General features: G+C 68.4%; 28 protein-coding genes, 1 tRNA gene and 1 pseudogene. 14 read left to right on the top strand and 16 right to left on the bottom strand.

From position 1 onward, the window contains the following. Position 1: 1 nt before the first annotated feature. The 4 genes from AB0C30_RS49700 to AB0C30_RS49685 form a co-directional block, all read right to left on the bottom strand. Complete coding sequence (locus AB0C30_RS49700) at positions 2-1,033, bottom strand: ABC transporter ATP-binding protein (RefSeq protein WP_357957619.1); 1,032 nt, start codon at positions 1,031-1,033, stop codon at positions 2-4. A 28-nt stretch (positions 1,034-1,061) separates the two neighbouring features. Next, on the bottom strand, positions 1,062-1,823 hold the full coding sequence (locus AB0C30_RS49695) for an ABC transporter permease (protein ID WP_357957682.1): 762 nt from the start codon (positions 1,821-1,823) through the stop codon (positions 1,062-1,064). A 108-nt stretch (positions 1,824-1,931) separates the two neighbouring features. Then, positions 1,932-2,738, bottom strand: a complete 807-nt coding sequence (modA, locus tag AB0C30_RS49690) for a molybdate ABC transporter substrate-binding protein (protein WP_357957617.1) — start codon at positions 2,736-2,738, stop codon at positions 1,932-1,934. A gap of 10 nt (positions 2,739-2,748) precedes the next feature. Further along, positions 2,749-3,162: a helix-turn-helix transcriptional regulator gene (locus AB0C30_RS49685; protein ID WP_357957616.1), complete on the bottom strand. Its 414-nt coding sequence runs from the start codon at positions 3,160-3,162 to the stop codon at positions 2,749-2,751. A 320-nt stretch (positions 3,163-3,482) separates the two neighbouring features. Here AB0C30_RS49685 and AB0C30_RS49680 point away from each other — a divergent pair, with 320 nt between their 5' ends. The 4 genes and pseudogenes from AB0C30_RS49680 to AB0C30_RS49665 all read left to right on the top strand — a co-directional run bounded on the left by AB0C30_RS49680 (position 3,483) and on the right by AB0C30_RS49665 (position 6,112). Next, complete coding sequence (locus AB0C30_RS49680; RefSeq protein WP_357957614.1) at positions 3,483-3,815, top strand: YnfA family protein; 333 nt, start codon at positions 3,483-3,485, stop codon at positions 3,813-3,815. A 350-nt stretch (positions 3,816-4,165) separates the two neighbouring features. Continuing rightward, complete coding sequence (locus tag AB0C30_RS49675; RefSeq protein WP_357957612.1) at positions 4,166-4,420, top strand: GntR family transcriptional regulator; 255 nt, start codon at positions 4,166-4,168, stop codon at positions 4,418-4,420. A 393-nt stretch (positions 4,421-4,813) separates the two neighbouring features. After that, positions 4,814-5,017, top strand: a pseudogene (locus AB0C30_RS49670) (ATP-binding protein); the annotation flags it as partial. Between the two features lie 120 nt (positions 5,018-5,137). Beyond that, a complete protein-coding gene (locus AB0C30_RS49665; protein ID WP_357957680.1) occupies positions 5,138-6,112 on the top strand; it encodes a type II CAAX endopeptidase family protein in 975 nt (324 codons plus the stop codon). Between the two features lie 78 nt (positions 6,113-6,190). Here AB0C30_RS49665 and AB0C30_RS49660 read toward each other — a convergent pair whose 3' ends face one another. Together AB0C30_RS49660 and AB0C30_RS49655 are read right to left on the bottom strand one after the other, a co-directional pair. After that, on the bottom strand, positions 6,191-7,150 hold the full coding sequence (locus AB0C30_RS49660) for a CU044_5270 family protein (RefSeq protein WP_357957610.1): 960 nt from the start codon (positions 7,148-7,150) through the stop codon (positions 6,191-6,193). After that, positions 7,150-7,836, bottom strand: a complete 687-nt coding sequence (locus AB0C30_RS49655) for an RNA polymerase sigma factor (RefSeq protein WP_357957608.1) — start codon at positions 7,834-7,836, stop codon at positions 7,150-7,152. The genes AB0C30_RS49660 and AB0C30_RS49655 overlap by 1 nt, the downstream gene beginning before the upstream one ends. Positions 7,837-7,924: 88 nt before the next feature. Between AB0C30_RS49655 and AB0C30_RS49650 the strand changes: the two genes are divergently transcribed. Beyond that, positions 7,925-8,581 carry a response regulator transcription factor gene (locus AB0C30_RS49650; protein WP_357957606.1) on the top strand — a complete coding sequence of 219 codons (657 nt, stop codon included), beginning with the start codon at positions 7,925-7,927 and terminating at the stop codon, positions 8,579-8,581. A 16-nt stretch (positions 8,582-8,597) separates the two neighbouring features. Here the strand turns inward: AB0C30_RS49650 and AB0C30_RS49645 are convergent, their stop codons facing one another. Both AB0C30_RS49645 and AB0C30_RS49640 read right to left on the bottom strand, forming a co-directional pair. Beyond that, a complete protein-coding gene (locus tag AB0C30_RS49645) occupies positions 8,598-9,341 on the bottom strand; it encodes an ABC transporter permease subunit (RefSeq protein ID WP_357957604.1) in 744 nt (247 codons plus the stop codon). Continuing rightward, positions 9,338-10,222 (bottom strand): ATP-binding cassette domain-containing protein, encoded by an 885-nt coding sequence (locus AB0C30_RS49640; RefSeq protein ID WP_357957602.1) that lies wholly within the window; start codon positions 10,220-10,222, stop codon positions 9,338-9,340. The genes AB0C30_RS49645 and AB0C30_RS49640 overlap by 4 nt, the downstream gene beginning before the upstream one ends. Before the next feature lie 130 nt (positions 10,223-10,352). Here AB0C30_RS49640 and AB0C30_RS49635 point away from each other — a divergent pair, with 130 nt between their 5' ends. After that, complete coding sequence (locus AB0C30_RS49635) at positions 10,353-11,930, top strand: histidine kinase (RefSeq protein WP_357957600.1); 1,578 nt, start codon at positions 10,353-10,355, stop codon at positions 11,928-11,930. 37 nt (positions 11,931-11,967) lie between these two features. Here AB0C30_RS49635 and AB0C30_RS49630 read toward each other — a convergent pair whose 3' ends face one another. Then, the gene (locus tag AB0C30_RS49630) at positions 11,968-12,168 is read right to left on the bottom strand and encodes a hypothetical protein (protein WP_357957598.1); all 201 of its coding nucleotides are present in this window, start codon (positions 12,166-12,168) and stop codon (positions 11,968-11,970) included. A 136-nt stretch (positions 12,169-12,304) separates the two neighbouring features. Between AB0C30_RS49630 and AB0C30_RS49625 the strand changes: the two genes are divergently transcribed. Genes AB0C30_RS49625 through AB0C30_RS49615 form a run of 3 tightly spaced genes read left to right on the top strand, consistent with a single transcriptional unit; the run spans position 12,305 to position 13,648 of the window. Continuing rightward, positions 12,305-12,676 carry a DUF4267 domain-containing protein gene (locus AB0C30_RS49625; RefSeq protein ID WP_357957596.1) on the top strand — a complete coding sequence of 124 codons (372 nt, stop codon included), beginning with the start codon at positions 12,305-12,307 and terminating at the stop codon, positions 12,674-12,676. 19 nt (positions 12,677-12,695) lie between these two features. After that, the gene (locus AB0C30_RS49620) at positions 12,696-13,202 is read left to right on the top strand and encodes a cupin domain-containing protein (protein ID WP_357957594.1); all 507 of its coding nucleotides are present in this window, start codon (positions 12,696-12,698) and stop codon (positions 13,200-13,202) included. Positions 13,203-13,234: 32 nt separating this feature from the next. Then, entirely contained in the window at positions 13,235-13,648 is a 414-nt protein-coding gene (locus AB0C30_RS49615; RefSeq protein WP_357957592.1) for a DUF2871 domain-containing protein, read from the top strand. A gap of 11 nt (positions 13,649-13,659) precedes the next feature. On the opposite strand, the gene AB0C30_RS49610 is transcribed toward AB0C30_RS49615, so the two are convergent. The 6 genes from AB0C30_RS49610 to AB0C30_RS49585 all read right to left on the bottom strand — a co-directional run bounded on the left by AB0C30_RS49610 (position 13,660) and on the right by AB0C30_RS49585 (position 18,429). Beyond that, a complete protein-coding gene (locus AB0C30_RS49610) occupies positions 13,660-14,313 on the bottom strand; it encodes an HNH endonuclease family protein (RefSeq protein ID WP_357957590.1) in 654 nt (217 codons plus the stop codon). Between the two features lie 132 nt (positions 14,314-14,445). Beyond that, positions 14,446-14,862 (bottom strand): hypothetical protein, encoded by a 417-nt coding sequence (locus tag AB0C30_RS49605; protein ID WP_357957588.1) that lies wholly within the window; start codon positions 14,860-14,862, stop codon positions 14,446-14,448. 162 nt (positions 14,863-15,024) lie between these two features. Continuing rightward, positions 15,025-17,136 carry a transglycosylase domain-containing protein gene (locus AB0C30_RS49600; protein ID WP_357957586.1) on the bottom strand — a complete coding sequence of 704 codons (2,112 nt, stop codon included), beginning with the start codon at positions 17,134-17,136 and terminating at the stop codon, positions 15,025-15,027. Between the two features lie 125 nt (positions 17,137-17,261). After that, positions 17,262-17,333, bottom strand: a tRNA-Cys gene (locus AB0C30_RS49595). A gap of 14 nt (positions 17,334-17,347) precedes the next feature. Then, positions 17,348-17,725 carry a DUF4180 domain-containing protein gene (locus AB0C30_RS49590; RefSeq protein WP_357957584.1) on the bottom strand — a complete coding sequence of 126 codons (378 nt, stop codon included), beginning with the start codon at positions 17,723-17,725 and terminating at the stop codon, positions 17,348-17,350. 314 nt (positions 17,726-18,039) lie between these two features. Next, on the bottom strand, positions 18,040-18,429 hold the full coding sequence (locus tag AB0C30_RS49585) for a hypothetical protein (RefSeq protein ID WP_357957583.1): 390 nt from the start codon (positions 18,427-18,429) through the stop codon (positions 18,040-18,042). Positions 18,430-18,574: 145 nt separating this feature from the next. On the opposite strand from AB0C30_RS49585, the gene AB0C30_RS49580 reads away from it, so the two are divergent. The 5 genes from AB0C30_RS49580 to AB0C30_RS49560 all read left to right on the top strand — a co-directional run bounded on the left by AB0C30_RS49580 (position 18,575) and on the right by AB0C30_RS49560 (position 23,081). After that, on the top strand, positions 18,575-19,813 hold the full coding sequence (locus AB0C30_RS49580; RefSeq protein WP_357957582.1) for a cytochrome P450: 1,239 nt from the start codon (positions 18,575-18,577) through the stop codon (positions 19,811-19,813). 258 nt (positions 19,814-20,071) lie between these two features. Continuing rightward, positions 20,072-20,518 (top strand): hypothetical protein, encoded by a 447-nt coding sequence (locus tag AB0C30_RS49575; protein WP_357957580.1) that lies wholly within the window; start codon positions 20,072-20,074, stop codon positions 20,516-20,518. Between the two features lie 156 nt (positions 20,519-20,674). Then, positions 20,675-21,745 carry a DUF6745 domain-containing protein gene (locus tag AB0C30_RS49570; RefSeq protein ID WP_357957578.1) on the top strand — a complete coding sequence of 357 codons (1,071 nt, stop codon included), beginning with the start codon at positions 20,675-20,677 and terminating at the stop codon, positions 21,743-21,745. 10 nt (positions 21,746-21,755) lie between these two features. Beyond that, positions 21,756-22,193 (top strand): hypothetical protein, encoded by a 438-nt coding sequence (locus tag AB0C30_RS49565; protein WP_357957576.1) that lies wholly within the window; start codon positions 21,756-21,758, stop codon positions 22,191-22,193. 96 nt (positions 22,194-22,289) lie between these two features. Continuing rightward, on the top strand, positions 22,290-23,081 hold the full coding sequence (locus AB0C30_RS49560; RefSeq protein WP_357957574.1) for an SDR family oxidoreductase: 792 nt from the start codon (positions 22,290-22,292) through the stop codon (positions 23,079-23,081). 7 nt (positions 23,082-23,088) lie between these two features. Here the strand turns inward: AB0C30_RS49560 and AB0C30_RS49555 are convergent, their stop codons facing one another. Further along, a complete protein-coding gene (locus AB0C30_RS49555) occupies positions 23,089-23,988 on the bottom strand; it encodes a hypothetical protein (RefSeq protein ID WP_357957572.1) in 900 nt (299 codons plus the stop codon). Positions 23,989-24,128: the final 140 nt, after the last annotated feature.

Raw genomic sequence — 24,128 nt, 5'->3', positions numbered from 1 at the left:
TTCATGCGGGGTAGGCGTGGGTCTCGGTGGCCTTGGCCGAGGCCCAGATCTGCTGGCCCGGGGTCAGGTCGAGGTCGGCGACGGCGGCGGTGGTGATGTCGGCGAAGGCGATGATGGGGCCGTCGAGGTGTACGCGTACGTTGTCGCCGTGGCGTTCGATGCCCTCGATGCGGGCTTGCCACAGGTTGCGCGGACTGCCGTCGGGGCGGGTCCGGTAGAGGGCGACGGCGGAGGGCGGGAAGGCGACGAACGCGGGCCCGTCGAGGTGTTCGTAGGTGCGCAGCAACAGCTCGCCGACCTTGACCCGGGATCCGTCGGCCACGCCGCGGTACAGGTTGAGCCCGACCAGGCGGGCCACGTAGTCGGTACGGGGGCGGCGGGCCACCTCGGCCGGACTGCCCTGCTGGACGATGGCGCCGTTCTCGATCACGATCAGCCGGTCGGCCAGCACCATCGCGTCGAGGGGATCGTGGGTGACCAGCACGGTCGCGCCGTCGAAGTCGGCCAGGTGGCGGCGCAGCTGGGAGCGGACCTCCAGCCGGGTGTGGGCGTCGAGCGCGGCCAGCGGCTCATCCAGCAGCAGCAGATCGGGCTGTACGGCCAGCGCCCGCGCCAGTGCCACCCGCTGAGCCTGTCCGCCGGACAGCTGCCGTGGCTTGGCGGCGGCGCGCTCGGTCAGGCCGACGCGTTCGAGCAGGGCGGCGGCGGTACGGCGGGCCTCGGCCTTGGGCACGCCATGGCAGCGCGGCCCGAACGCGACGTTGTCCAGCGCCGTCAGGTGCGGGAAGAGCAGGTAGTCCTGGAAGACCATGCCGATCGGGCGTTCCTCGGCGGGCAGGGTGTGCAGCGGCCTGTCGCGCAGGACGATCTCCCCGTCGGACAGGCGGGTGAGCCCGGCCAGGGCGCGCAGGGCGGTGGTCTTGCCCGCGCCGTTGGGGCCGAGCAGCGCCACGACCTCGCCCGGAGCGACCTCCAGGGTGAGGTCGAGGGTGAAGGCGGGCCGGGTGACCACCAGCCGGGCGTACAGAGTCATGACACACTCACCCACCGGTCACGCTGGATCACGGCGCGCTCACCCACCGATCCCGCAGGCTGGTCAGGATGATCACCGAGACGGCCAGCAGGACGAGGCTGAGCACAATGGCCGCCTCCGGCTCGGTCTCCAGCGCCAGATAGACCGCCAGCGGCATGGTGCGGGTGGTGCCGGGGAAGTTGCCCGCGAACGTGATCGTCGCGCCGAACTCGCCCAACGCCCGCGCCCAGCACAACACCGCCCCGGCCACGACACCCGGCATGACCATCGGCAGCGTCACCCGCCGGAACACGATCCACCGCGAGGCGCCGAGCGTGGCCGCGGCCTCCTCGAAACGCCGGTCGGCACCACGCAACGCCCCCTCCACGCTGATCACCAGGAAGGGCATCGCCACGAACGCCTCGGCGATGATCACCCCAGCGGTGGTGAACGGCAGCGTGATGCCGAACGTGGTATCCAGCCACTGCCCGACCAGCCCGCGCCGCCCCAGTACGAGCAGCAGCGCGACACCGCCGACCACCGGCGGCAGCACCAGCGGGACGGTGACCAGGGCTCGGACCAGCCGCCGCCCGGGAAACGACACCCGGGCCAGCAGCCAGGCCAGCGGCACACCGAGCAGCAGGCACACAGCGGTGGCGATGGTGGCGCACACCAGCGACAGCCGCAACGCCTCCAGCACCTGCGGCTCGGCCAGCCGCTGCAGCAGCGTGGACCAGGGGGCGCGGATCAGCAGCCCGGCCAGCGGCAGTACGAGGAAGACCAGACCCGCGACGGCGGGCACGACCAGCATCCACGGCAGGCGCCCGGAGACCTCGCGCCCCGCGGCCGGCCGACTGCCGGGCCCGCGTGGCGAGCTCGACAGGTCGACCTGCTCCGGCACGGAAGAGTTCATGAGTGATCAGGGGGCCTCGAAGCCGGCCTTGGTCAGCACGTCCCTGCCCTGCGGCGACAGCACCAGATCCACGAACTGCTTGGCCAGGTCACCGGCCGGCGCCTTGGCCAGTGTGGCGATCGGATAGTCGTTGATCGCCTTGTCCGCCTCAGGGAACTCCAGCCCCTGCACCTTGCCCGCCGAGGCGATCACATCGGTCTTGTACACCAGCGCCGCGTCCACCTCGCCCAACTCGACCTTGGTCAGCGTGGCCTTGACGTCCTGCTCCAGCGTCACAGGCTTGACCTTCAACCCGGCCGCGTCCAGCGCCTTGACCGCCGCCGCCCCGCACGGCACCTGCTCGGCGCACAACGCCACCTTCACCTTGCTGTCGGCCAGGTCCGTCAACTCATCCACCTTGGCCGGATTGTCCTTCGGCACGGCGATCTCCAGCTTGTTACGCACGAACGTGGTCGGCGCACTGGCCAGCGACGCGTCGGTCACCGTCTTCATCGTGGCCGGACTCGCCGCGGCGAACACATCCGCGGGCGCCCCCTGAACGATCTGCTGGGCCAGCGTCGCGCTGGAGCCGAAGTTGAACTTCACCGTCGTGCCCGGATGCGCGGCCTCGAAGGTCTTGCCGAGCTCGGTGAACGTCCCGGTCAGCGACGCCGCCGCGAACACCGTCACCTCCTTGGCCCCGTTCGCGGCGGCGGACGACACCGATGCTGTGGAGGAGGTGTCCGGTTGCCCGGAGCCGCAACCGGACAGGCCCGCCAGCGCGAGGGCGACGGGCAGGGCGATCGCCCATCGGGAAAGACGCCTGAACACCAAGGAGGGCTCCTCACAAATAACTGGCCACGCGCTCGTGACCGGGAATCTCCACGACGACGTTGGTGGACTTGATCACGGCGACCGCCACCACCCCCACCTCCAGGCCCAACTCATCCGCGGCCTGACGGCTCATCAGCGAAACCACCCGAAACGGCCCGGCGGCGATCTCCACCTGCGCCATCACCGAATCGCGGATCACCTCGGTCACGATCCCGCGAAAGCGGTTACGCGCCGAGGAGCGACTACCGCCGTCGCTCTCCTCGATCTGCGAGCGAGCGAAGGCGGCCAGATCGGCGCCGTTGACCCGCCGGTGACCGTGCTCATCCCGCTCGGCGCCCAGCCGACCCGCGTCCACCCACCGGCGAACGGTGTCGGCGCTGACCCCGAGCAGTGCCGCGGCCTCGCTGATCCGAAACGTCGTCACAAGCCTCACGATACCTTCCGCATATTCAAGCCTGAATACCCGTCTTCCACCGCAGCAGCGGCCTACTCTACGGCTACGCCATCGCATCCACGAGGATCGGGCCTTGGTTCCTCCCACCGCTGGGCCGTCGCATCCGCGCTCGCTGCCGCCTTGCCGGCCACGCTCACGCCCGCCACCACAGCCACGGCCGCGGTCGCTGCCGGTCCATCCTCCGCCAAACAGAGCGCCGTCGGCACAGTCGTCCTCATGGCGACCGGGATGCGGACGCTGACCAGCCCCGACACTGACCCGCTCCGGCCCGGCCTGGTGCAATGGCTGCTATGACGATCGCCCGTTCTCTGCTGTTGTTCGGTCTGGCCGCGCTGTTCGAGATCGGCGGCGCCTGGTTGATCTGGCAAGGCGTGCGCGAGCAACGCGGCCTGATCTGGGTCGGCGCGGGCGTGATCGCGCTCGGACTGTACGGTTTCGTCGCCACCTTTCAACCCGACGCCCACTTCGGACGCATCCTGGCCGCCTATGGTGGCGTGTTCGTGGCCGGCTCGCTGATCTGGGGCATGATCGCCGACGGCTTCCGTCCCGACCGCTGGGACGTCATCGGCGCGCTGATCTGCTTGGCGGGCGTCCTGGTGATCATGTACGCGCCCCGCGGCTGACCCGTACGGCACAAATGGCCTGCGCTTCGCTCCGGGCGTTCTTCCAGGGGCGCCTGCGGCGCACAACGGGCTTCGCAGTCGGCGCTTCGCGCTTCCGGGGGCTTCAGGCATAGCTCCCAGTCGGGCCAACGGCCCGACCCCTGCAGGACCTCGCTACGCTCGGACGCCCTCCTCAGGCGCAGGCTTCGCCTGCGCGTTCTCCGCTGGCCTCAAAGGCAAGAGATATCGCTTTCCGTTGATGTGCAGGAAGCATGGAGTGGCCTCAGGGGTCTCCCGGGCATCTGTCCCAGGCGAGGTCCAGGGAAGCCGTCGAGCCGCGATGGTAGCTCAGAGTTGCCTACAGTTACATCGTGATCGAGTTCCGTGAGGATCAGCCGAGATGGCAGCAGGCCGCACAGGTGATCCGCGAACGCATCACGGCAGGTGTCTACCGCCCCGGCTCACGCGTGGCAAGCGAGAACGATCTCATGCAGGAGTTCGGCATCGCCCGGATGACCGCCCACAAGACGATGAGAGCCCTTCGCGAAGAGGGGGCTATCTACACCGTCCGCGGCATGGGCAGCTTCGTCAGCCTGCCCGACGCCAGCAGCCCCTCCCAGGCGTAGGCCATGGCGCCGAGCCGACAGCCCAGCGTCGCGATGGCGAACTCATACCGTGCGGCCCACCAGACAGCGCGCCGGAGACACCTAATCAGTACAGAAACGAGCCTGATTGGGAAAGCTGTGACGTACTAACCCTGTTTTCCGCATGCGAGTGATCTTCAGCCAGAGGTCTCGTGGATCGATGCCGAAGAGGTCCAGGAGGCGGAGTTGGAGGTCGGTGGGTGGGATGGCCGAGGGTGACTGGCCGGTGACCGGGATCAGCGGGAAGTCGGCCAGCGCGTCGAGGATGAGGCTGCCGGTGGGGATGGCAGGACGTCCGGCGTAGAATCTGTCGATCCAAGCTGAGGGCTCTGTTTCTGCGCGAACCTCCGCGTACTCGGTGGGGACGTCTCCGACGTGGAAGTGAAGCAGTCCCAGCGCGAGCTGCCGAAGACGATCCGGGAGACCCTGTCGGCCTTCGCCAACACCCACGGCGGAGTGCTCATCCTCGGCCTGAGCGAGAGTACAGGATTCACAGCGACCGGTGTCCATGATGCTTCGAAGCTGTCCAACGACCTAGCCTCGCTCTGCTCCACGGACATGGAACCCGCTCTGCGGCCGTTGATCCGCGGCTCGAGGCGCCTGTATGCCCAGGTGGGGCGGCTGCGTTCTCCCCAGGTACCCCTAGCTATACCCCCATTGGGGCGTACATGGGAGCGACCGGGAGGGCCCCTGACTGATGTGCTGATCACTGTCAGTCAAGCGCATCTCTCAGGAGAAAATGAAATGACAGTCGACAGTCGGCGGGGCAGCGAGCATTACGCGAGTCAGACCGGGCTACGGGGTTTCATCCGGCGTCGTCCGCTGCTCAGTTTCTTCGTGCTGGCGAATCTGATGAGCTGGGCCGCCTGGACGCCCTACATTCTCTCGGCGACTGGCCTGGGGATCTTAGATTTCACCTTCCCTTCGGTGCTCGGGACCACGCAGTTCGCCGGTGTTCTCCCCGGCGCCTATCTCGGACCCATTTTCGCCGCGTTCATCGTGACCGCGGTCGCGGACGGCAAGGCGGGTCTTCGTCGGTGGGTCGGGCGGATGATGAAGTGGCGGGTCAGCTGGATCTGGTACTTCGGGGCCGCCGCCGGTGTTCCCGCCGCCATCATCATCAGCGGTTTCGCGGTGTCCAACGAAGACATCCACATGCCGCCCGTCGCCGTGCTGGTGGCCTATCTGCCCAGTCTGCTGCTCCAGATGGTCACCACCGGACTGGCGGAAGAGCCCGGCTGGCGTGACTTCGCCCTGCCCCGCCTGCAGCGCAAGTTCGGCCCGCTGGTCGGCACCCTCATCCTCGGTCCGCTGTGGGGCTTCTGGCACGTGCCGCTGTTCCTGAGCGAGTGGGGCGGGTGGCCGAACGTCACCTGGCTCACGGTCGCCGAGTTCATCGCCTTCGCCTGCCTGTTCAGCGTGATCGTCACCTGGGTGTTCAACCGGACCGGCCAGAGCCTGCCGCTGGTCATGGTGCTGCACGTCAGCGTCAACAACTTCATGTCGCTCGCCTACGCGGACATGTTCCCGTCGCTCGCCAACGCGCAGCAGACGTCCCACGTCACCCTGCTCGCGAGCGGCACGGCAGCGATCATCATTCTCGTCGCGACCCGCGGCCGCCTTGGCTACCGCAAGACCGAGGAAGCCGTGCCGGAGGCCACTCATCAGAGCTGAACGATCACACTGCGGAAGCGAGGGCGTGGGGCCGGGAATCGGTCCCGCGCCCGCTGTGCGTCTTCACCTCGGGCCCGGTTACGGAACGTCCCCCGCATCGTCCACGATGCCGACCGCCACCTGAGCCACCGAGAAGACCACCTCGCCCTTGGGCAGCTTGCCGTACGGGGACCGCGCATCCGCTCCGCCGATGTAGACGCGGCGCCCCCCGAGCAGGGCGAAGGTGTTCGGGTCGATGATGATTTCCTGGCGAATCCCCTCGTCGGTGTCATCCGTGTAGATGGCCAAGCCTTCTCTGCCCAGCAGATCGCGTACCTTCTCCACGCCGACCCCGTCCAACTTCGACAGGACGGTGTAGAAGGCGGCGCGCAGGCGAGCCGCTGGAGCGCCTTCTTGCAGGATCATCAGGACCTGATGGGAGACCGCCCGCGCCTCAGGCAGCTGCGTCACCCGCGCACTGTCCTTTTTCAGGCGTTCCAGTAGAGCGGTCGGATCCAAGGGGAGTGAGCGTAGGTACGCGGGATCGAACCGTACACGGGGATCCTCCCCGCCTTTGCGCCTTGCGATCGTCTTGCTGCCTTGCTCCCGCATGGCCCTTTCCTTGCCGTCCCCCCGGGCCCACATTTCCGCGGTGGACCGGGAGTTGGTCGAGGCGATCTTGGGTGTGCGGTAGAAGTCCCTCTTGGTGTAGATCCACTGATCGGCTCGCGGGTAGACGTCCGTCTGGTGCGCCGCCGCCGCCGTCGCGCGCTTGGCCAGGGTCTCCGCGTTCGCCACGGGCAGCCATGCCGGGGCAGTGGCGGTTCCTCCCTTCCCCGGGTCATCCGTACGGACGGACTGCACCACCGTGACGCCGGCCGCGATCGTGACGCCGAGGACGCCGACGGCGGCCACGCGCAGCGCCATACGGGGGAGTCGCCGCCTCGGTCGCTCCTGAGCCATCGAGGCCAGCATCCGCCGCCGGGCGCCGTGGAGATCGCGTTCTTCGCTCTGCCGCACCTGCGACCGCAGGTCGCGGACCATGTCCAAATCGTTCATCAGACCTCCTCGGTGACGTCGGTCGGGTTGCTGCCGCCCAGCGCGTGGGCGATCTTGCGGCGGGCGCGGGACAGCCGGGACCGTACGGTGCCGATGGGCACACCCAGCGCCTGCGCCGTTTCCTCATAGCTGAGATCGCCCCAGGCGATCAGCAGCAGTACGTCGCGCTCGCCTCGACCCAGCTTGGCCAGGGCGGCCGCGAGCCGTTCCCGGGTCGCCGAGGCGGAGACCCGAGCGACCACCCGCTCGTCGAAGGCCACCGCCACGGGGTCCTCGCCGGTTCGGGCGAGGGCCCGGTAGCCGCGCACCTCTGCCCTGCGGTGGGTGCCGATGATGTTCGTGGTGATGCCGTACAGCCACGGCAGGGCGTCCGAGCGGTCGAAGGCGTACTTGCGCCGCTTCTCGAACGCCCTGGTGAACGTCTCGGCCACCACGTCCTCCGCATGGTCCGGACCCAGACGCCGGACGACGTAGCGGTGCAGTACGGCGGCATGCCGGTTGAACAACTCGGCGAAACGCTCCGGCTCGCGCAGCGACGCTTCGATGATCGCCGAGTCCTCCATCGGGGCCAGCACGTCGAAGGCCGCCGGATCCTCTGCCAGGTCGCCTCTTCGTGGCTGAGCGGATGTCGCCATGCGGAGCGTCAGGCCCGCCGGGGTCGGATCCTCATATGGAATGGGTGTCACAGCCGTACTTATCCGGATACAGGAGAATGGTTCCAATCAACGCCGAACCTTAGGCCGTGGGGAGCGACGCGGCGGTAGCGTCTGAGGCGTGATCAAGGTGCTGCTCGCCGACGACGAGGTCCTGGTCCGGGTGGGCGTACGAGCCATCTTGGCCGCCGCCCCGGACATCGAGGTGGTCGCGGAGGCGGGCAACGGGCGGGAGGCGCTCGAACTCGCCCGTACGCACCGACCGGACGTGGCCCTGCTCGATATCCGGATGCCGCTGCTGGACGGGCTGAGCGCGGCGGCGGAGCTGCGCCGGGCGGCCCCCGATGTCGCGGTGGTGATGCTGACGACGTTCTCCGAAGACGGGTACATCATCAGGGCGCTGGACGGCGGGGCGAGCGGTTTTCTGCTCAAGTCGGGTGATCCGTACGAGCTGATGGCGGCGATACGGGCCGTGCACGGGGGTGCGGCGTTTCTCTCGCCGCGGATCGCCCATCGGGTGATTCAGCAGGTCAGCGGCGGCCGGATGAGCCGGCAGTCGGCGGCCAAGGAGCGGATCGCGGTGCTCACGCCGCGCGAGCGGGAGGTGCTGGCGCTGGTCGGCGCCGGGTTGTCCAACGCGGAGATCGGCGGGCGGCTGTTCCTGGTGGAGGGGACGGTCAAGGCGTATGTGAGTGCCGTGCTGGGCCGCCTGGAGGTGAAGAACCGCGTCCAGGCGGCCGTGCTGGCGTACGAGGCCGGGCTGGTCCCGCGCGACTGACGGGGTGAGCCGCTGGTCAAGCGTCGCGTTTGCGCATCACCCACATCCCAGCGGCGACCACCGCGGCGGCCCACGCGGTGAGTACGAGGCCGGATGCCGCCTCCCCCGCGATGAAGCGCTCCCCGACGGGGGCGGGCGTGTAGTAGGCGAGCGTGTTGAGGAACTCGGCGTCCAGCGAGGTGGCGAGCCCCTGCAACCCGATCGGGAGCACGAACAGCAGGGCGAACAGCATCGTGATGGCCCCGGCCGATCTGCGGATCAGCGTGCCGAGTCCGAGAGCCAGTACGGCGATGAGCGCCAGGTACGCCGCGATGGCCAGGATTCGCCCGGTCACCTGTCCGGCGTCGAATTCCCAGTACTTCTCCAGCTGCGGAGCGCTGGCCGCCACGCCGAGGACGGCGATGAGCCCGCCGGCGACGAATATCGCAGCGCCCACGACGGCCGTCTTGGCCAGCACCAGCCGGGTGCGGGAGGGCGTGCAGGCCAGCGTCACCACGATGCTGCGGGTGGCGTACTCGCTGGTCACCGCCAGTATGCCGAGCGATCCGAAGATGAGCTGCACCCAGTCCAGGCCTTCGATGACCGACGACACCGGTTCGACCGGTAGGCCATGTTTGCGCAGAAAGACGGCCGTGTCCTTCGCCTCCAGCACCGCCACCAGCAGCATCGTCAGGAGCGCGCCGCCGGCGAACCACCAGGTGGAGCGGACGGAGCGGAGCTTCAGCCACTCGGCGGCGGCCGCGCGGGTCAGGGCGTTCATGCGTGGGCTCCGAACTCGGTGCTGTCGGCGGTCAGCCGCATGTACGACTCCTCCAGCGAGGACTCGACGGCGCGCAGTTCGTACAGCGGCAACCCCAGCTCGTACGCCTGCCGGCCGATCTGCTCGGTGGTGTGGCCGCTGACGGTCAGCTCGTCCGGGCCGGTCCAGCGCGCGGCGGGCAGGACGTCGGCCAGCGGTCGCAGTCGCGGTCCGCGTACCCGCACCTCCGAGCCGGCGAGCAGGCGCTCCATCGGCTCGTCGGCGATCAGCCGGCCCTTGCCGAGGACGATCAGCCGGTCGGCGGTGCGCTCCATCTCGCTCATCAGATGGGAGGAGACGAAGACCGTGCGGCCCTCGGCGGCCAGCGATCTGAGCAATGTGCGGATCCAGCGGACCCCATCGGGGTCGAGGCCGTTGACCGGCTCGTCCAGCATCAGCACCTCGGGATCGCCGAGCAGCGCGCCCGCGATGCCGAGCCGCTGACTCATGCCCAGGGAGTACGTCCCGGCGCGGCGGCGGGCCGCCTCCGTCATCCCGGTGAGGGCGAGGACCTCCTCGACCCTGGATAAGGGCAGGCCCTGGCTCACGGTCATGGCGCGCAGGTGGTCCCGGCCGCTGCGGGCAGGGTGGACGGCCTTGGCGTCCAGCAGGGCGCCGATGGTACGCAGCGGACGGTCGAGGTCCGCGTAGGGGCGGCCGCCGATCAGGGCGGTGCCGGAGGTGGGGGAGTCCAGGCCCATGATCATGCGCATGGTGGTCGACTTTCCGGCGCCGTTCGGGCCGAGGAAGCCGGTGACCGTGCCGGGGGTGAGCTCCAGGGTGAGATCGTCGACGGCGGTCTTGTCGCCGTAACGTTTGGTCAGTCCGTGCAGAGTGATCATCAGGCTCCTTTGCCGACAGGGGTCTCGACCATAGGGATCCGGAGATGGCCGGGATCATGCACGATCGGCAGCGGGTGCCCCTTACTTTCGTCAGGTGTGGCGGCGTGCGGCACGGCGTAGCGTGACCGCCATGAATTGGTCGTTCCGGGACATCGTCATGAAGACGTTCCCGGCCGATCTGCTGCTCTGGCTGGCGGTCACCGTGCCGGTGTTCCTGGCGAACGAGTCGCCCGAGGTGGGGCAGCCTCCCGGTCTTCCACTGCCCTGGGCGAGGATCGCCGCCGTACCGCTGCTGGCGCTGGCCGTGGCCGTGGGCCGGCGGTGGCCGGTCGTGGCCGCGGCCGTGCCGGTGGGGCTGGCTCTGGCGGTGACACCGGAGCTGTACACCGACACCTTCATGATTCCCCAGCTGTTGCTGGCGTTCCTGCTGGGGCGGCGCACCGCCGGTATGCGTCCCGGGCTGCTGTTCTTCGCCGGGGTGTGCCTGGCGGGGCTGGTGGCGGTGAATCTCACTCCCGGCCTCACGCTGTCGGACTGGCTGTCGCTGGTCACCACTGCGGTGACGAACATCCTGCTGCCCTGGCTGGCCGGCCGGTACGTCCGCCAGCACGACGGCCTCGTCCGCACCGGATGGGAACTCGCCGAGCGGCTGGAGCGGGAGCAGAGCCTGATCGGCGAGCGGATGCGACTGGTGGAGCGGTCCCGGATCGCCGGGGACATGCACGACTCGCTGGGGCACGAGCTGAGCCTGATCGCGCTGAGCGCCGCCGCGCTTCAGGTACATCCGGGGCTGGACGAGTCCGCCCGCCAGGCGGCCGCCGAGCTGCGCGGGTCCGCTGCGAGGTCCACCGAACGGCTGCGCGAGATCATCGGGGTACTGCGGGAGGACGGCGAGAGCGCGCCCGTGCTGCCGTCCGGCGACACCGTGACCGCGCTGGTCGAGCGGGCCGCCGCGTCGGGGATGGCGGTGACGCTCCACGGCGAGCTGGAGCCGCTGCCGCCGATGGCCGACCGGGCGGTCTACCGGGTGGTTCAGGAGGCACTGACCAACGCCACCAAGCACGCGCCGGGCGCCGCGGTCACCGTACGGCTGGGCACGGACCACGCGTCCGGCGAAGCGGAGGTCACCGTGGTCAACGCGGCGCCCCCGGCCGGGCCACTGCCGGCGGTCCTCCCGGGGGAACCGTCCGGTGGCTTCGGGCTGGTCAGTCTGGACGAGCGGGTCCGGCTGGCCGGGGGCAGGCTGCGGGCGCGGCCCGCCGACGGCGGCTTCGCCGTCACCGCCCGGCTGCCGCTCACCGCGGGGGTCGCGGCCACGCCACCCGACTCGCAGCGGGAGCTCGCCCTGGCCCGCCGCAAGGTACGGCGCAGAATGATCGACGCGATCTGGCTGCCGATCGCGGCGGCCGCCGCCCTGATGCTGGTGACCTCCGGCTACGACCTCTACACCGCGCGCCGCTCGGTGCTGGACGCCGGGGTGTACGCGGAGCTGCGCGTCGGCCAGAGCCTGGCGTCGCTCGGGTCACGGTTGCCCGCGTACCAGGTGAACGACCGCGGACGGCCGAGGGGCGCGCCTGCGGATCCGCAGGGCGCTGACGAGTGCCGCTTCTACCGGATCAGGGCGAACTCGCCGTCGCCGGCGTACCGGCTGTGCTTCACCGGCGGTCGGCTGTCGCACAAAGACGAGGTGCCGACAGTACGGCGGTGACGGCCGTGGCCTGTGGCGGGGATGAAGTACGGCTGAATCAGCCCCTGGCCAGCGCGAAGACCGACAGCTTGAGCTGGGGGTAGAAGTCGGTCGGCAGGTCTCCGGCTTCTTGCCGGCCGAGTTTGCGGTAGAGGGCGGCAGGAGCGGACCCCCGATTCCTCGCCGCGTACGCCGACGCGGTCGAGGCGATGATCCGGCGCGCACGAGGATGGGCGATGCTGCGCGGCCTGATGCTCACGATCAACCCCGCCCCTCTGGTTCCAGGTGACCGCGACTGGTTCCAGCTGACCGAATTCCTAGCGCCGCTAGCGCAACTGTCGCAGCTATGTTAGCGTCACTCTTGCAACTAGCAGCGCTAGAAATTGGAGTGGATCGTGCTTACCCCCATCGCTTACGGACTCGCTGTCGTGCTCGACCTTTTCATCCTCTTCATCGGTCTGCAGTTCCTGCGGGCGCCGCAGGCCGCCGCCGCCGGCTATGGCGTGCCCGCCAAGAAGGACGGGGACGCCGTCTACCTGACCATCAAGGGCCAGCGCGACGCCGTCTACGGCCTCGTCGGCCTGGCCCTGCTCTTCTTCGTGGGGGTCCGCGCCGAGGCATGGTTGATGCTGGTCGTGGCCCTCATTCCGCTCACCGACACCGTCATCGTCCTGCGTAACGGCGGCACCAAGGCGGTGGCGTTCGGCATCCACTTCGCCACCGCCGTGGTCGTCCTCATCTGCGCCGTCCTGCTGTTCCTCGCCTGAGCCTTAAGGAGCCACCGAAATGTCGCTCATCGTGCCCAACTCCGACAAAAACGAGAACAAGTCCGTCATCGTGCGCTCCGGGGACGCCGAAGTGATCGGCCAGGCCCCCACCACCATCCGACTGCTGGCCGACAGCAGTTCAACCGGTGGCGCGCTGTCGACCCAGCGGGTCACGCTCGCGAACGGCGCGGACGGCGCCAAACCGCACCGCCACGGCGCCTCCGCCGAGCTGTTCTACATGCTCGACGGCACCGCGCAGTTGCTGTCCGGTGAGCAGGTCGTCACCGCCGAGCGTGGGGACCTCGTGATCGTGCCGGCCGGTCTTCCCCATGCCTTCGCCGCGGCGCCGGGAGAGGACGCCGACATCCTCATCGTCATCACTCCGGGCGTCGAGCGGTTCGAGTATTTCCGCCACCTGGAGCGCATCGCGTACGGCAAGGTGCCGCCGGAGAGCCTCCTTGACGTGCAGGAGCTCTACGACACCTACTTCCTCACCAGCACGACCTGGAACGACGCCAGGTCCTGAAGCGCCGCCAGCCCTCCAGAAAGGCGTTAATCATGAAAAAGCTCCTCCATGCGGCGCACATCTACATGATCATTGGCGTGATCAGTGGTCTGTACTATCGCGAGCTCACCAAGTTGACCGACTTCACGGGAGACACCCAGCTCGGCGTGGTGCACACGCACCTGCTCGTGCTCGGCATGTTCTTCTACCTCATCGTGCTGGCGTTGGAGAAGCTGTTCACCTTGTCGGCCAGCAGGCTTTTCAACTGGTCCTTCTGGGTCTACAACGCCGGTCTCGCGTTAACCGTCCTGATGATGATCATCCACGGCACCCAGACCGTCCTGGGCGCTCAGACCAGTGCGATGATCTCCGGCCTCGCCGGACTGGGGCACATCGTGCTGACCGTGGGTTTGGTCCTTTTCTTCATCAACCTCGGCAAGCGGATCCCTGCCAAAGACGAATCCTGATCATGGGCCGCTCAGCAGGTGCGGAGCATGTTGAGCAGGGCCACCTTCTCCTTTCGGGTCACGAGGAGCCGGTAGTGATGCTTCACGGTGATCCACGAGGTCGCGTACCGGCACCAGTAGGCGCGGCGCGGCGGACGCCAGCTCTGCGGTCCTTGGCCGCCCTTGGCGATGTTGGCGGAGTGGCTGATCACCACCAGCTCGGGGCGGGTGAGGTCGTTGGCGAAGGCGCGGCGCCGCGCCTGGCTCCACTTGCTCGCCCCGGAGCGCCAGGCGTAGGACAACGGCACGACATGGTCGACGTCGACCAATCTCTCGCTTTTCAGCCGCTTGCCGTCGTACGGGCTGTACCAGACGCCCTTGACCGGATGGCAGGCGGCGTTCTTACGTACGCGTCGCCCGTCGCGGGCCAGGACCACCTCTCGTGCGTCGCACCTGCCCTTGTGGTGCGCCCACCGGGGCAGGAACCGCCGGTGGCTGTAACCACGGATGGATAACGGCTTGGCGACCTTCAACCGGGCCAGCATGCGGCGGCCCGCTGTCCCGCCCTCGGCCTGCGACCGTTCGCGCACGTCGGCGGCCGCCGGTGGCGTGGCCGTGGTGGCGGTGATCGGGATGGCCAGAAGGGTGAGTACGGCGACTCCCACTGTCCGCCTCAAAAAGATCATGCTTCTACCCTTACCAGCTACTTCCGCTGACCGCGATTCTCACGACAGGGATGCTGCGGGTCCATGGTGCTGACGGACCGTGTGGGAGGAGTCGCCGGTGCGGCGGGGTCACCGCTCGTTACGTTGCCCGGCTTAGTAGATGCGGTACTTGCGGCCGCAGTTGTCGAACTTGCCCGCCCAGCAGGTGAACGTGTACACCTTCTTGATCCCACGCCCGCTCCAGCGGCCGACGACCTCACCGTCCCACGACTGGTTGAACTTGTGCCAGCTGCCGTTCTTGTAGTACTCGAACCACACCCAGCCCTTCTTGCCGCCGACGTTGTCCACCCCGTGCCACGTCGTGAAGATCTTGCCGCCGCTCTTCCACGTCCTGCCGAACGTGTACGCCTTGCGGTCACTGGAGAAGAATTTGCCCCAGTTCACCGTGAAGGTGGTCGCGCTCGCGGTGGTGGTCGTGGTCTGGGTGGTCGCCTGGGCGGCCGGGCTGAGAGCGATACCGGTGAAGGCCATCGAGCCGGCCAGAGCCGCGATCGCAAAGGTCTTACGCATTGGGTTCCTCCCCCTTGTCGGTGCTGCCGGGTTCGTCCGGCAGGACAGACATTAGGGAGACGGCTAGCGATCAACTGTGCAGAAATCCGCACATCCAAGGTGATCAGCACCACACGCGTACGGGACATCCAACCAGCGGTTTCGCGCGAACGCCCGCCGGCTTCAGGGGTCAGGCGTGCTGTCATCGTCAGCTGACGTCGGCGCGGTTCGGCAACCCTGGGAGCACCCCTCGAATCGAGCGGTGTCGATGGGGGAGAACGACGTCGGGGGCACGCCCGCCAACGCGCCGATCATCGTGTCCTTCCAGATCGGCCCGGGAAGGGTGGCACCCGCCACCGCCCCGTAGTAGCGCCCGCCGATCGTCACCCCGGTCAGCTTGTGGTCCTGGGAGCCGCGCGGGTCCCCGATGCTCACCGCCGCCGCCAGGTCCGGGGTGAACCCGGCGAACCACGCCGACGCGTAGTCGTCAGTGGTGCCGGTCTTGCCCGCCGCGTCGCGCCCGATGCCCCCGACGTCGCGCATCGTGCCCTTGGTGAGTACGCCGGACAGCACGTCGGCCGTCGCGTCGGCGATGGCGGGGTCGAGCGCCTGACGGCACTTCGGCCGGTACCGGGTGGCCTTGCCGTCGCGGTCGGTGACCCGGGTGATGGCCGTCGGCGCGCAGTACTTGCCGCGTGCCGCTATCGCCGCGTACGCCGTGGCCACGGTCACCGGGTCCATCTCATTGATGCCGAGCGTGAACGTCTCGTACTCCTGCAGCTTCCGCCCGTCCGAGCGGCGGATGCCCAGCGACTTGGCCGTGGTGACCGTCTCGCAGAGCCCGGCCCGCCGCTCGAGTTCCATGAAGAAGGTGTTCACCGAGGCCCAGGTGCCGGTCCGCAGCGTCTTCCACCCCGGGGAGCCTTCGTCGTTGGTGACCGTGTGCGTCGGGTCGCCGATGTTCTCGCCCTTGCAGTTCTTGAACGTCGAATAGCCCGGGGCCCGGTATCCGGCGCCCGCGCTCAGGCCGTCGTCGAGCTTCATGCCGTTCTTCAGCGCGCTGATCAGGGTGAAGGTCTTGAACGTGGAGCCGGCCTGGAACCCGGCGCCGCCGCCGTGCACGGCGTCCGCGACGAGGTTGTAGGAGATCTCGTTCCTGGCGCGGTCGCCGCCGTACGGCCTGCTCGCGGCCATGGCCTTGATCGCTCCGGTGCCCGGCTGGACCAGGGCCTCGGCGGCGACGGGGTCGTCGGAGGCGTACACGTACTTCCTGATCGCCCGATCTGCGGCCCGCTGCATGGCGGGGTCGATCGTGGTCCTGATCGTCAGGCCGCCGCGGTTGAGCATCGCCAGGCGCGCCGCGGCGGTCTTGCCGAAGTCGGGGTTGCTGAGGATCTCCTGCCGGACATACAGGCAGAAGTACGGATATTTGCTGGATTCGCAGCCACCGGGGAGCTTGGTGCCCTTGTAGCCGAGTTTGGTGGCCTTCGCCGCGGCCGCCTCGGCTGGAGTGATCTTGCCCAGCTCGGCCATCCGGTTCAGCACGACGTTACGGCGGTTCAGCAGCCTCTCGCGGTGCTTCCTGCCGATGTTCGGGTCGGTGGCGTTCGGGTCCTGTACGGCTCCCGCCAGCGTCGCCGCCTGTGGCAGGGTGAGCCGGTCGGCCTTGACGCCGAAGAACCGCTTGGCCGCCGCCTCGACGCCGTAGGCCCCGGCTCCGAAGTACGCGATGTTCAGATATTTCCCGAGGATCTGGTCTTTGGTGTACTTCTCCTCGACCCCCATGGCGTACCGCAGCTCGTTCAGCTTGCGCGCGTAGCTGGCCGCAAGGGCCGCGTTCCGCTCCGCGTCGGTGTCGGCGGAGTTGAGCAGCACCTGCTTGACGTACTGCTGGGTGATGCTGGACCCGCCCTGGCTCACCTTGCCCGCCCGCAGGTTCTTGGCCAGCGCCCGTACGGTGCCCTCGATGTCGATCGCGCCGTGCTCGTAGAAGCGGTAGTCCTCGATCGAGACGATCGCCGTCTTCATGACCTCGGCGATCTGGTCGAAGCCGACGACCTCCCGATACTCCTCGTAGAAGCGCGCGATCTCGCCCCCCTTGGCGTCCTGCACGATCGTGACCTCGGCCGGCGGCGGCTCGACGAGGGCGACCGGCTTGAGCTCCGCCTCGCCCACCGCCGACGCGAATCCGAGCGCCGCACCCCCCACGGCCGGCACCGCGATCCCCGCCACGAGCACACCCGCGGCCACCCCGGCCGCGGTGAGCCGTACGATCTTCGTCCCCCGACGCGCCATCAGAGCCCCTCTTGGTCAGCAGAGGGCAGGAGCAAATCAGAACCGATCGGATGATGTCTAATAGCGCTATGCGGTCGGAATCAATATCTGATTCGATATGATCCCTGGTCAAAAGGCGTTTTGAGAGGCCGTGACCGGATTCGAACCGGCGTTCACCGCTTTGCAGGCGGTTCCCTGAACCACTCGGGCACACGGCCAAGCAGACGAACGGTCAGGCGCCGGCTCGCCGGGCCAGACGCTCGTCGAGGTGCTCCAGGCTGGTCAGGAACCAGACGTGGTCACCCTGGTTCGTCTCATGAACGAAGTCGCGCAAGGCCGAGCTCGCCGCCGTGTGCCGGGAGATGTCCCCCGTGATCACCAGAAGCAGCCGGTACGTCGTGAACTTCTGCATGATGTCACCCGCGACCCGCGTCCGGAGTTGGAAGAAGGCGTCGTCGAGCCGTTCCGCCGGAATGACGATCACCTCGGCGCGCTGCCCCCACGCCTCGCCCACCAGATCGGTGGCGGCGCGTTCGTCCTTAATCGGTTCGCCATTAGGGGCGCACGAGAGAACACGGAATCCCTGAATAAGGGAAAGCGTTTCAGGCATGACGATAACCACTCTCTCAAAAAGGGAAGAAAGCTAAAGATGCGCGCGCGACGTCATTTGACGGCACGGCGAGAAACCGCCGTTGGGGCGATGTGCGAGGGAGGGTTGCGCGTCAGGCGCGACAACAACGACAACAGGACGAAGCGGCCGGATCGCAGGCGGAGCAGGCCATCATGGCTGCTGCCTTCCTGTCCATCGTCCGGCTCCTGACCTTCGTCTCCAGGCGGTCGGTGAATTCACGCCTGTTCGTCATTTCCAAAACGACAATAGCGACGGATATCCGCGGCGTCAATCGCCGTGACTCGCGAGAAGGATCAGCGCCTGCTTTCGAGGACCGACTTCGCGTTCGCCATGTCGTCGGTGGCGATGACGATCCGTACACCGCCGAAGGTCGTGTAGGCGAGGTCGATGTTGACGTTGGCGTCGGCGAGCTGCCGGGTCAGCTCGCCAAGGGCGCCCGGATGGTCGTCCATCTCCGCCACGAGTACGGAGCGCTCATCGGCGATCCCCATCCCGGCGCCTTCGAACGCCTGGCGGCATCTGGTGGCGGCCTCGTCATCGACGAGCACGTGTACGACGCCCTTGCCCTCTCCGGTGAAAGCCGCGAGACCCTGGATGTTCACGCCCGCCTCGCCGGTGACCCTGCCGAGTCGGGCCAGCTCACCCGGTTGATCATTGAGGATCACAACAATATCTGTTGGCATCGTCCGATGATCCTCTCACTAGACCCCAAATGCGACAAAGCGCATGTGAGGCGACATTAATGAGGAAATTTCCCACTAAACGGCAACGTATTGAGCCTTTGGGCAAAGCTTGTCCGGCGCATATCCCACCCGCGACCATAGGCACGTGGACCCACAGGGCTTCTACCGCGACCCGTACCCCGTCTACACCGAGGCTCGCCGGACGCAAGGGCTTACCTTCGTACCCGAGCTCGACGCCTGGCTGGTGAGCCGGCGCGAAGACGTACGCGAGGTGCTGGGCAATCCAGAGCAGTTCTCGTCGGCGGGCGCGCTGCGACCCGACTACCTGCCGAGCAAGGCCGCGCTCTCGGTGCTGAGCCAGGGGTTCGGCGGCGTGCGGACGGTGCTCGGCGCCGACGGCGACGCGCACCGGCGCCTGCGCCGCCCCCTCAGCAGAGGGCTGTCGTCCGCCAAGGTAGCCGCCGCGCTCCCGTTCGTCACCGAGCGGGCCGAGGCGCTCATCGGCTCCTTCGCCGGCGACGGTCAGGTCGAGTGGATGGACGCGTACGCCCGGCCGCTGCCCGCCGCCGTGATCGGCCATCTGGTCGGCCTGGACCCCGCCGACGCGCCTGGCGCGATTCGCGGGGCGCAGGGAGCGGAGAGGCTGGTGTTCACCGAGCTGACGGAGACCGAGCAGGTCGAGGTCGCGGAAGAGATCGTGAACATGCAGCGGCTGCTCGACGGCTACGCTCGCGCGCGGAGGAGGGCTCCGCGCGACGACCTGTTCACGGAGATGGTCCGCGACCTGGCCCCCGGCTCCGACGACCTCACGCTCGATCAGCGCAAGGAGATCGTGTCCAATGTCCAGAACCTGCTGCTGGCCGGCCACCTGACGACGACCGCGCTGCTCGGCACCGTGGTGCTCAACCTGCTGCGTGATCGCCGCCAGTGGGAACTGCTCTGCGAGCAGCCGCGGCTCATCGCCGCGGCCATCGAGGAGGCACTCCGGTTCGAGGCGCCGGTCCAGGGCTTCCGGCGTACGGTCACCACCACCGTGACGCTGAGCGGCACTGAGCTGCACGAGGGCGACGTGGTCTTCGTGTCCTTCGCCTCAGCCGGCCGCGACGCCGACGCCGATGCCGCTGCGCAGGCGGACGGTGACGTGCGGGCGGACGGTGACGTGCGGGCGGACGAGTTCGACATCGGCCGGGAAGCCTTCCGCCACCTGTCCTTCGGACATGGTCCGCACGGGTGCCCGGGCTCGCAACTCGCCAAGGAGCAGGTCCGGATATCCCTGGAAATCTTGATCCGCGAACTCCCCGGCCTGCGCCTGGCCCACACCGACATCACGATGGCCCCCACCCTCATCCACCGCTCTCCCGAGACGCTCTTCCTCGCCTGGTGAGAAGGCGCCCGAACTCCGGTTCCGAAGTCACGTTGAGTTACGGTTCGCGCTTCGGACGAGTAGGCGTCGCGGGGTTGCTCGAACGAGAGAATCCCCAGCTCATGATCCCTTTTCGGAAGAGTGTCGTGCCGTGGAATGGCGCTTCGCGGCGATTACCATGTGTGATGATCGCTTTATCCTCGCACGCCATGGCTGCCCCCTGCGGACAGTGTCTCTCCGAGGTCATGACCGCTGAGGACTTTGACCTAAGGAGCACGCATGTCCATCGTAAGATTCACGACCCTTGCCACTGCCCTGGCATTCGGAGCCGCCCTCACGACAGGGGTCGGTGCGCATGCCGACGCCCGCCCTGTCGTCAAGCAGACGGTAGCCAAGGCACTTTCGGGGTCGACGACTCAGCGGATCGCTTCCGGGAGCACGGCGCCGGGAATCGGCTGGCAGCTCTACATAAACAACTCGCCCGGCCTCTACATCGACGTGGACACCACGTCCGCGGGCTTCAGGGGTACTCCCGTCTACACGGTCTCGGTCGGCGGCACGGATCACCAGTTCGAGCTGACGGGCACCAGCACCGTTTACCGCCCCACCGCGACCGGATTCCGCGTCTATATCCGTTGGAGCGAGAGGGACATCCCCCCGCTCACCGTCGCCGACGCGGAGACTTACGGGTGGTACGTCAACTGGATCGGCGTCGACAACCCGTAAGTACTGCCACGGCCACACCTCCGCTTGTCCAGTCGGCTGGGCAAGCGGAGGGACGGGGGGCGGTCAGCAGCGATACATCCGCAGTAGACAGCCGTCACCCGGATCTGTCACCATTTCCACCATGATCGTAGGAAAGGACGACGCCACCTTCATCTGGTGAGCGCTCCCGAGCAGCGGGAAGCTGCCGCAATCCGCGAAGAATGGCTGGGCTCGACGCTGTCGACCATGCCCGCCGACCGTCCGGCCAAAGAGGCCGCCATCTCCGAGCTGTACCACTTGATCGGGCTCGCCCCACCGCGTTTCCACTGGGTCCCGTCACCGCTCGCGGCTCTGGAGACCGTTCCGCCGGGTCTACGGCCTTCGGAAGCCGCCCGGCACATGTCCGAATGGCCGCTGCCGCCTCGGCTCTCCGCGCTGATGAGAGAGCTGTGCCTCGAACTCGACATCCGAGTCAGATGGGAGCCGATGGACCGGCTGATTCGGCGGGAGGTGGTCGGCCCGCTCGCGCGTTCCACCCAAGATTCGCTCCTCGTGCCTGTCCGGGCGGTGCATGACTCGCGCGAACGCCGGATGAATGGCTGGTACGGCGTGCAGTGCGTCTCCTGGATCGCCCATTACGACGCCCTCCGTCGAGCGGCCGGTGTGGTCTTCGCGACCGAGCGGGTCAGGCGGCTCGATCTGTGGGCGGCAGCGGCCCGGTCAGGCGGCTGGTGGTGGCCTCGTGAAGGCGTGTGCGTCATCTCCGAACGGCCCGTCGCCCTGCACACGGAGGTGTGGAGCGACGACGGCGAAGTCCGGCTGCACTGTGCCGACGGCCCGGCGGTGCGTTACGCCGACGGGTGGGATGTGTACGCCTGGCACGGCACCCAGGTGCCCCCCTGGGTGATCACGAGTCCGGACGTCCAGCGGATCGCCCAGGAGGCCAACGTCGAGGTCAGGCGGTGCGCGATCGAGCGCATCGGCTGGAGCTCGTACATCGAACAGGCCGGCCTGCGGTTGGTCGCGGCCGCGCCGGACCCCGGCAACCCCGGGTCGGAACTGCGGCTGTACGACATGCGCAAGGAGACCAAGGTGCTCCTCGCGGTCAACGGGTCCGTCGAACGCGACGGGCACCGCCGCCGGTACGGGCTGACCGTGCCGGGGTTCCTGAACGACCCGCTCGACGCCGCCGGCTGGACCTACGGGCTGTCCGCCGAGCAGTACTCCCTTCTCGTACGCCGAACCTGAGGTGATCTCCATGACTGTGACTCTCGCTTCTCTCTCCCAGCAGACCGGACTCGCCGTGCTCGACCACCTCGAGCAGACGGTGAGCATCCCTGTCGTCGACGGGCTCCAAGCCCAGGGCGACCTCATCGTCATCCCGCTCTCCGTCGTCGCGTCGTCCGTACGGCCATGGAACCCGGCCATGTGGACGGACGTACCGCCCGAAGGGGTCGAACTCCTGCGTGGCGCGGCCGGCGGCAACCCGCACACACTTGTCGCCGACCCGGGCACCTGCCGCTGGACGGTTGACGTGATGGACTCCGACCGGCTGGCGATCGGCATCTTCGAGACCTCCGCCGTCGCCTACCTGCTCCATCCCGAACACGGAGCAACGGGCTGCACGCCGGGCACGTACGTCATCCGGCGGCAGCGCGAGCACGAGGGCCGGAGGAGCCGCCTCGTGGCGGACTGATCCACGTCGACACCCCTGCGGCGCGTGCGAACCCGGTGCGCCGCAGGCGGTGCCCGATGATGAAGGGGCACGTGTGGACAGTCTGCGGGAGGTTCGGTGGAACTCGGGTTGAGGGACAAGGTCGCCGTCATCACCGGTGGCAGCTCCGGGATCGGCCTGGCCGTGGCACAGGGGCTCGCGGCAGAGGGCGCGCATCTCGTACTCGCCGCCCGTGTCGGCGACCGCCTGGAGGAGGCGGCGCGCGGCATCCGCGAAGCCCACGGTGTGCGCGTGGTGCCCGTCCCGTGTGACGTGGCGACCGCGGACGGCACGGCGACGCTGATCGAGGCGGCCGAAGAGAGCTTCGGGGGCGCGGACATCCTGGTCAACAACGCCGGAGCCGGATCCAACGAGACCATACTCGAGGCCCCGGACGAGAAGTGGCAGGCGTACTGGGACCTGCACGTCATGGCGGCGGTACGCCTGGCCCGCGGACTCGTGCCCGGCATGCGGCGGCGCGGTGGCGGGGTGATCCTGCACAACGCGTCGATCTGCGCCGTCCAGCCGCTCTGGTACGAACCCATCTACAACGTGACCAAGGCCGCGTTGATGATGTTCTCCAAGACGCTGTCGACGGAGGTCATCGACCACAACATCCGGGTGAACTGCGTCAACCCCGGCCTGGTCCTCACCCCCGACTGGGTGAAGACCGCCAAGCAGCTGACCGCGGACAGCGGCGGGGACTGGCAGGGGCACCTCGACGAGGTCGCGCGGGAGCACGCGCCGATCAAGCGGTTCGCCACCCCGGAGGAGGTGGCGGACTTCATGGTCTTCCTGTGTTCGGAGCGGGCCGGCTATTCGGTGGGCTCCACGTACTTCGTCGACGGCGGGATGCTCAAGACGGTGTGAGCCGGGGTCAGGTGAAGTGCGCCTCGGCTCGCAGCCTGCCGGAGGCGTCCTGGACGCTCAGCTGCCCCGACTCCGGCGAGCCGGTGACGACGAACGGCTCACCCTCGAAGACGGGACGCCGCAGGCGGTAGGTCAGGCCGGTGATCCGCCGCCCCAGGGCGTGCCGCCGGGGCAGCTCGGCCATGAGAACGGCGAGCAGCGGACCGTGCACGACGAGGCCGGGGTAGCGCTCGACGTCGGTGCAGTAGCGCTGGTCGTAGTGGATGCGGTGGGCGTTGGCGGTGAGCGCGCTGAAACGGAACAGCAGCGGCGGAGTGGCGGTAACCGCAAGCCGCCACGCGGCATCAGCAGCCGCGGGCCCAGCGCTGGCGTCAGCGCTAGCCGAGGCGGGGGCGGAGGCAGCGGCCGGGGCTGGCTCTCCCGGTTGCGGAAGCGCCCCGCCGGGAGCCGCCCCCTCGGTCGGCGGGTCCGAGCGGTAGACCAGGTCCTGCTCGTCGACCAGCCGCAACTCCCCACTCTGCCGGTACTCGTACCGCACCGTCACGAACAGCAGCTCTCCCGTCCGCCCCTCCTTCGGCGTGACGGCCGTCAGCTCAGCGGTCCGTACGGCGGGCCGCCCCATCTCCAGCCCCCGCCGCGCCCGCATCCGCCCACCCGCGATCATCCGCCGCCGATGCGGGATGGGCGGCAGGAAGTGACCCTCGGCCGGATGGCCGTCGAGGCCGAGGGCGGCCTGCGGCGGCCACTCCAGGAAGTACAGCCACTGCCACGGCAACGGCAGCGCCTCACCGGCGGTCGGCGGCGCGTCGAGAACCGCCGCCAGGGCCGCCGCGGGCTGGGGTGAGATGACGTCTTCGCTGGTCACGGGCTTGGGCTGCCAGTCGCGTAGGTAATCCAAGAGCGCCATTCGCCTACCACCCCTTGAGCGCGCGACCGGGCCACCACGGCAGCGGTTCGCCCGGCACCTCATCGGTACGAGGCTATCGGCGAGGCGGGCGGCGAACGGCAGGTGGTAGCCCCAATGGCCCGGGCGGTCGGCAGGTGGTG

The sequence above is a fragment of the Nonomuraea sp. NPDC048901 genome (assembly GCF_040649695.1).
Classification (GTDB): Bacteria; Actinomycetota; Actinomycetes; order Streptosporangiales; family Streptosporangiaceae; genus Nonomuraea.
Note: the sequence above shows the minus strand (reverse complement) of the source record. Positions and strands in the feature narration are given on the sequence as shown.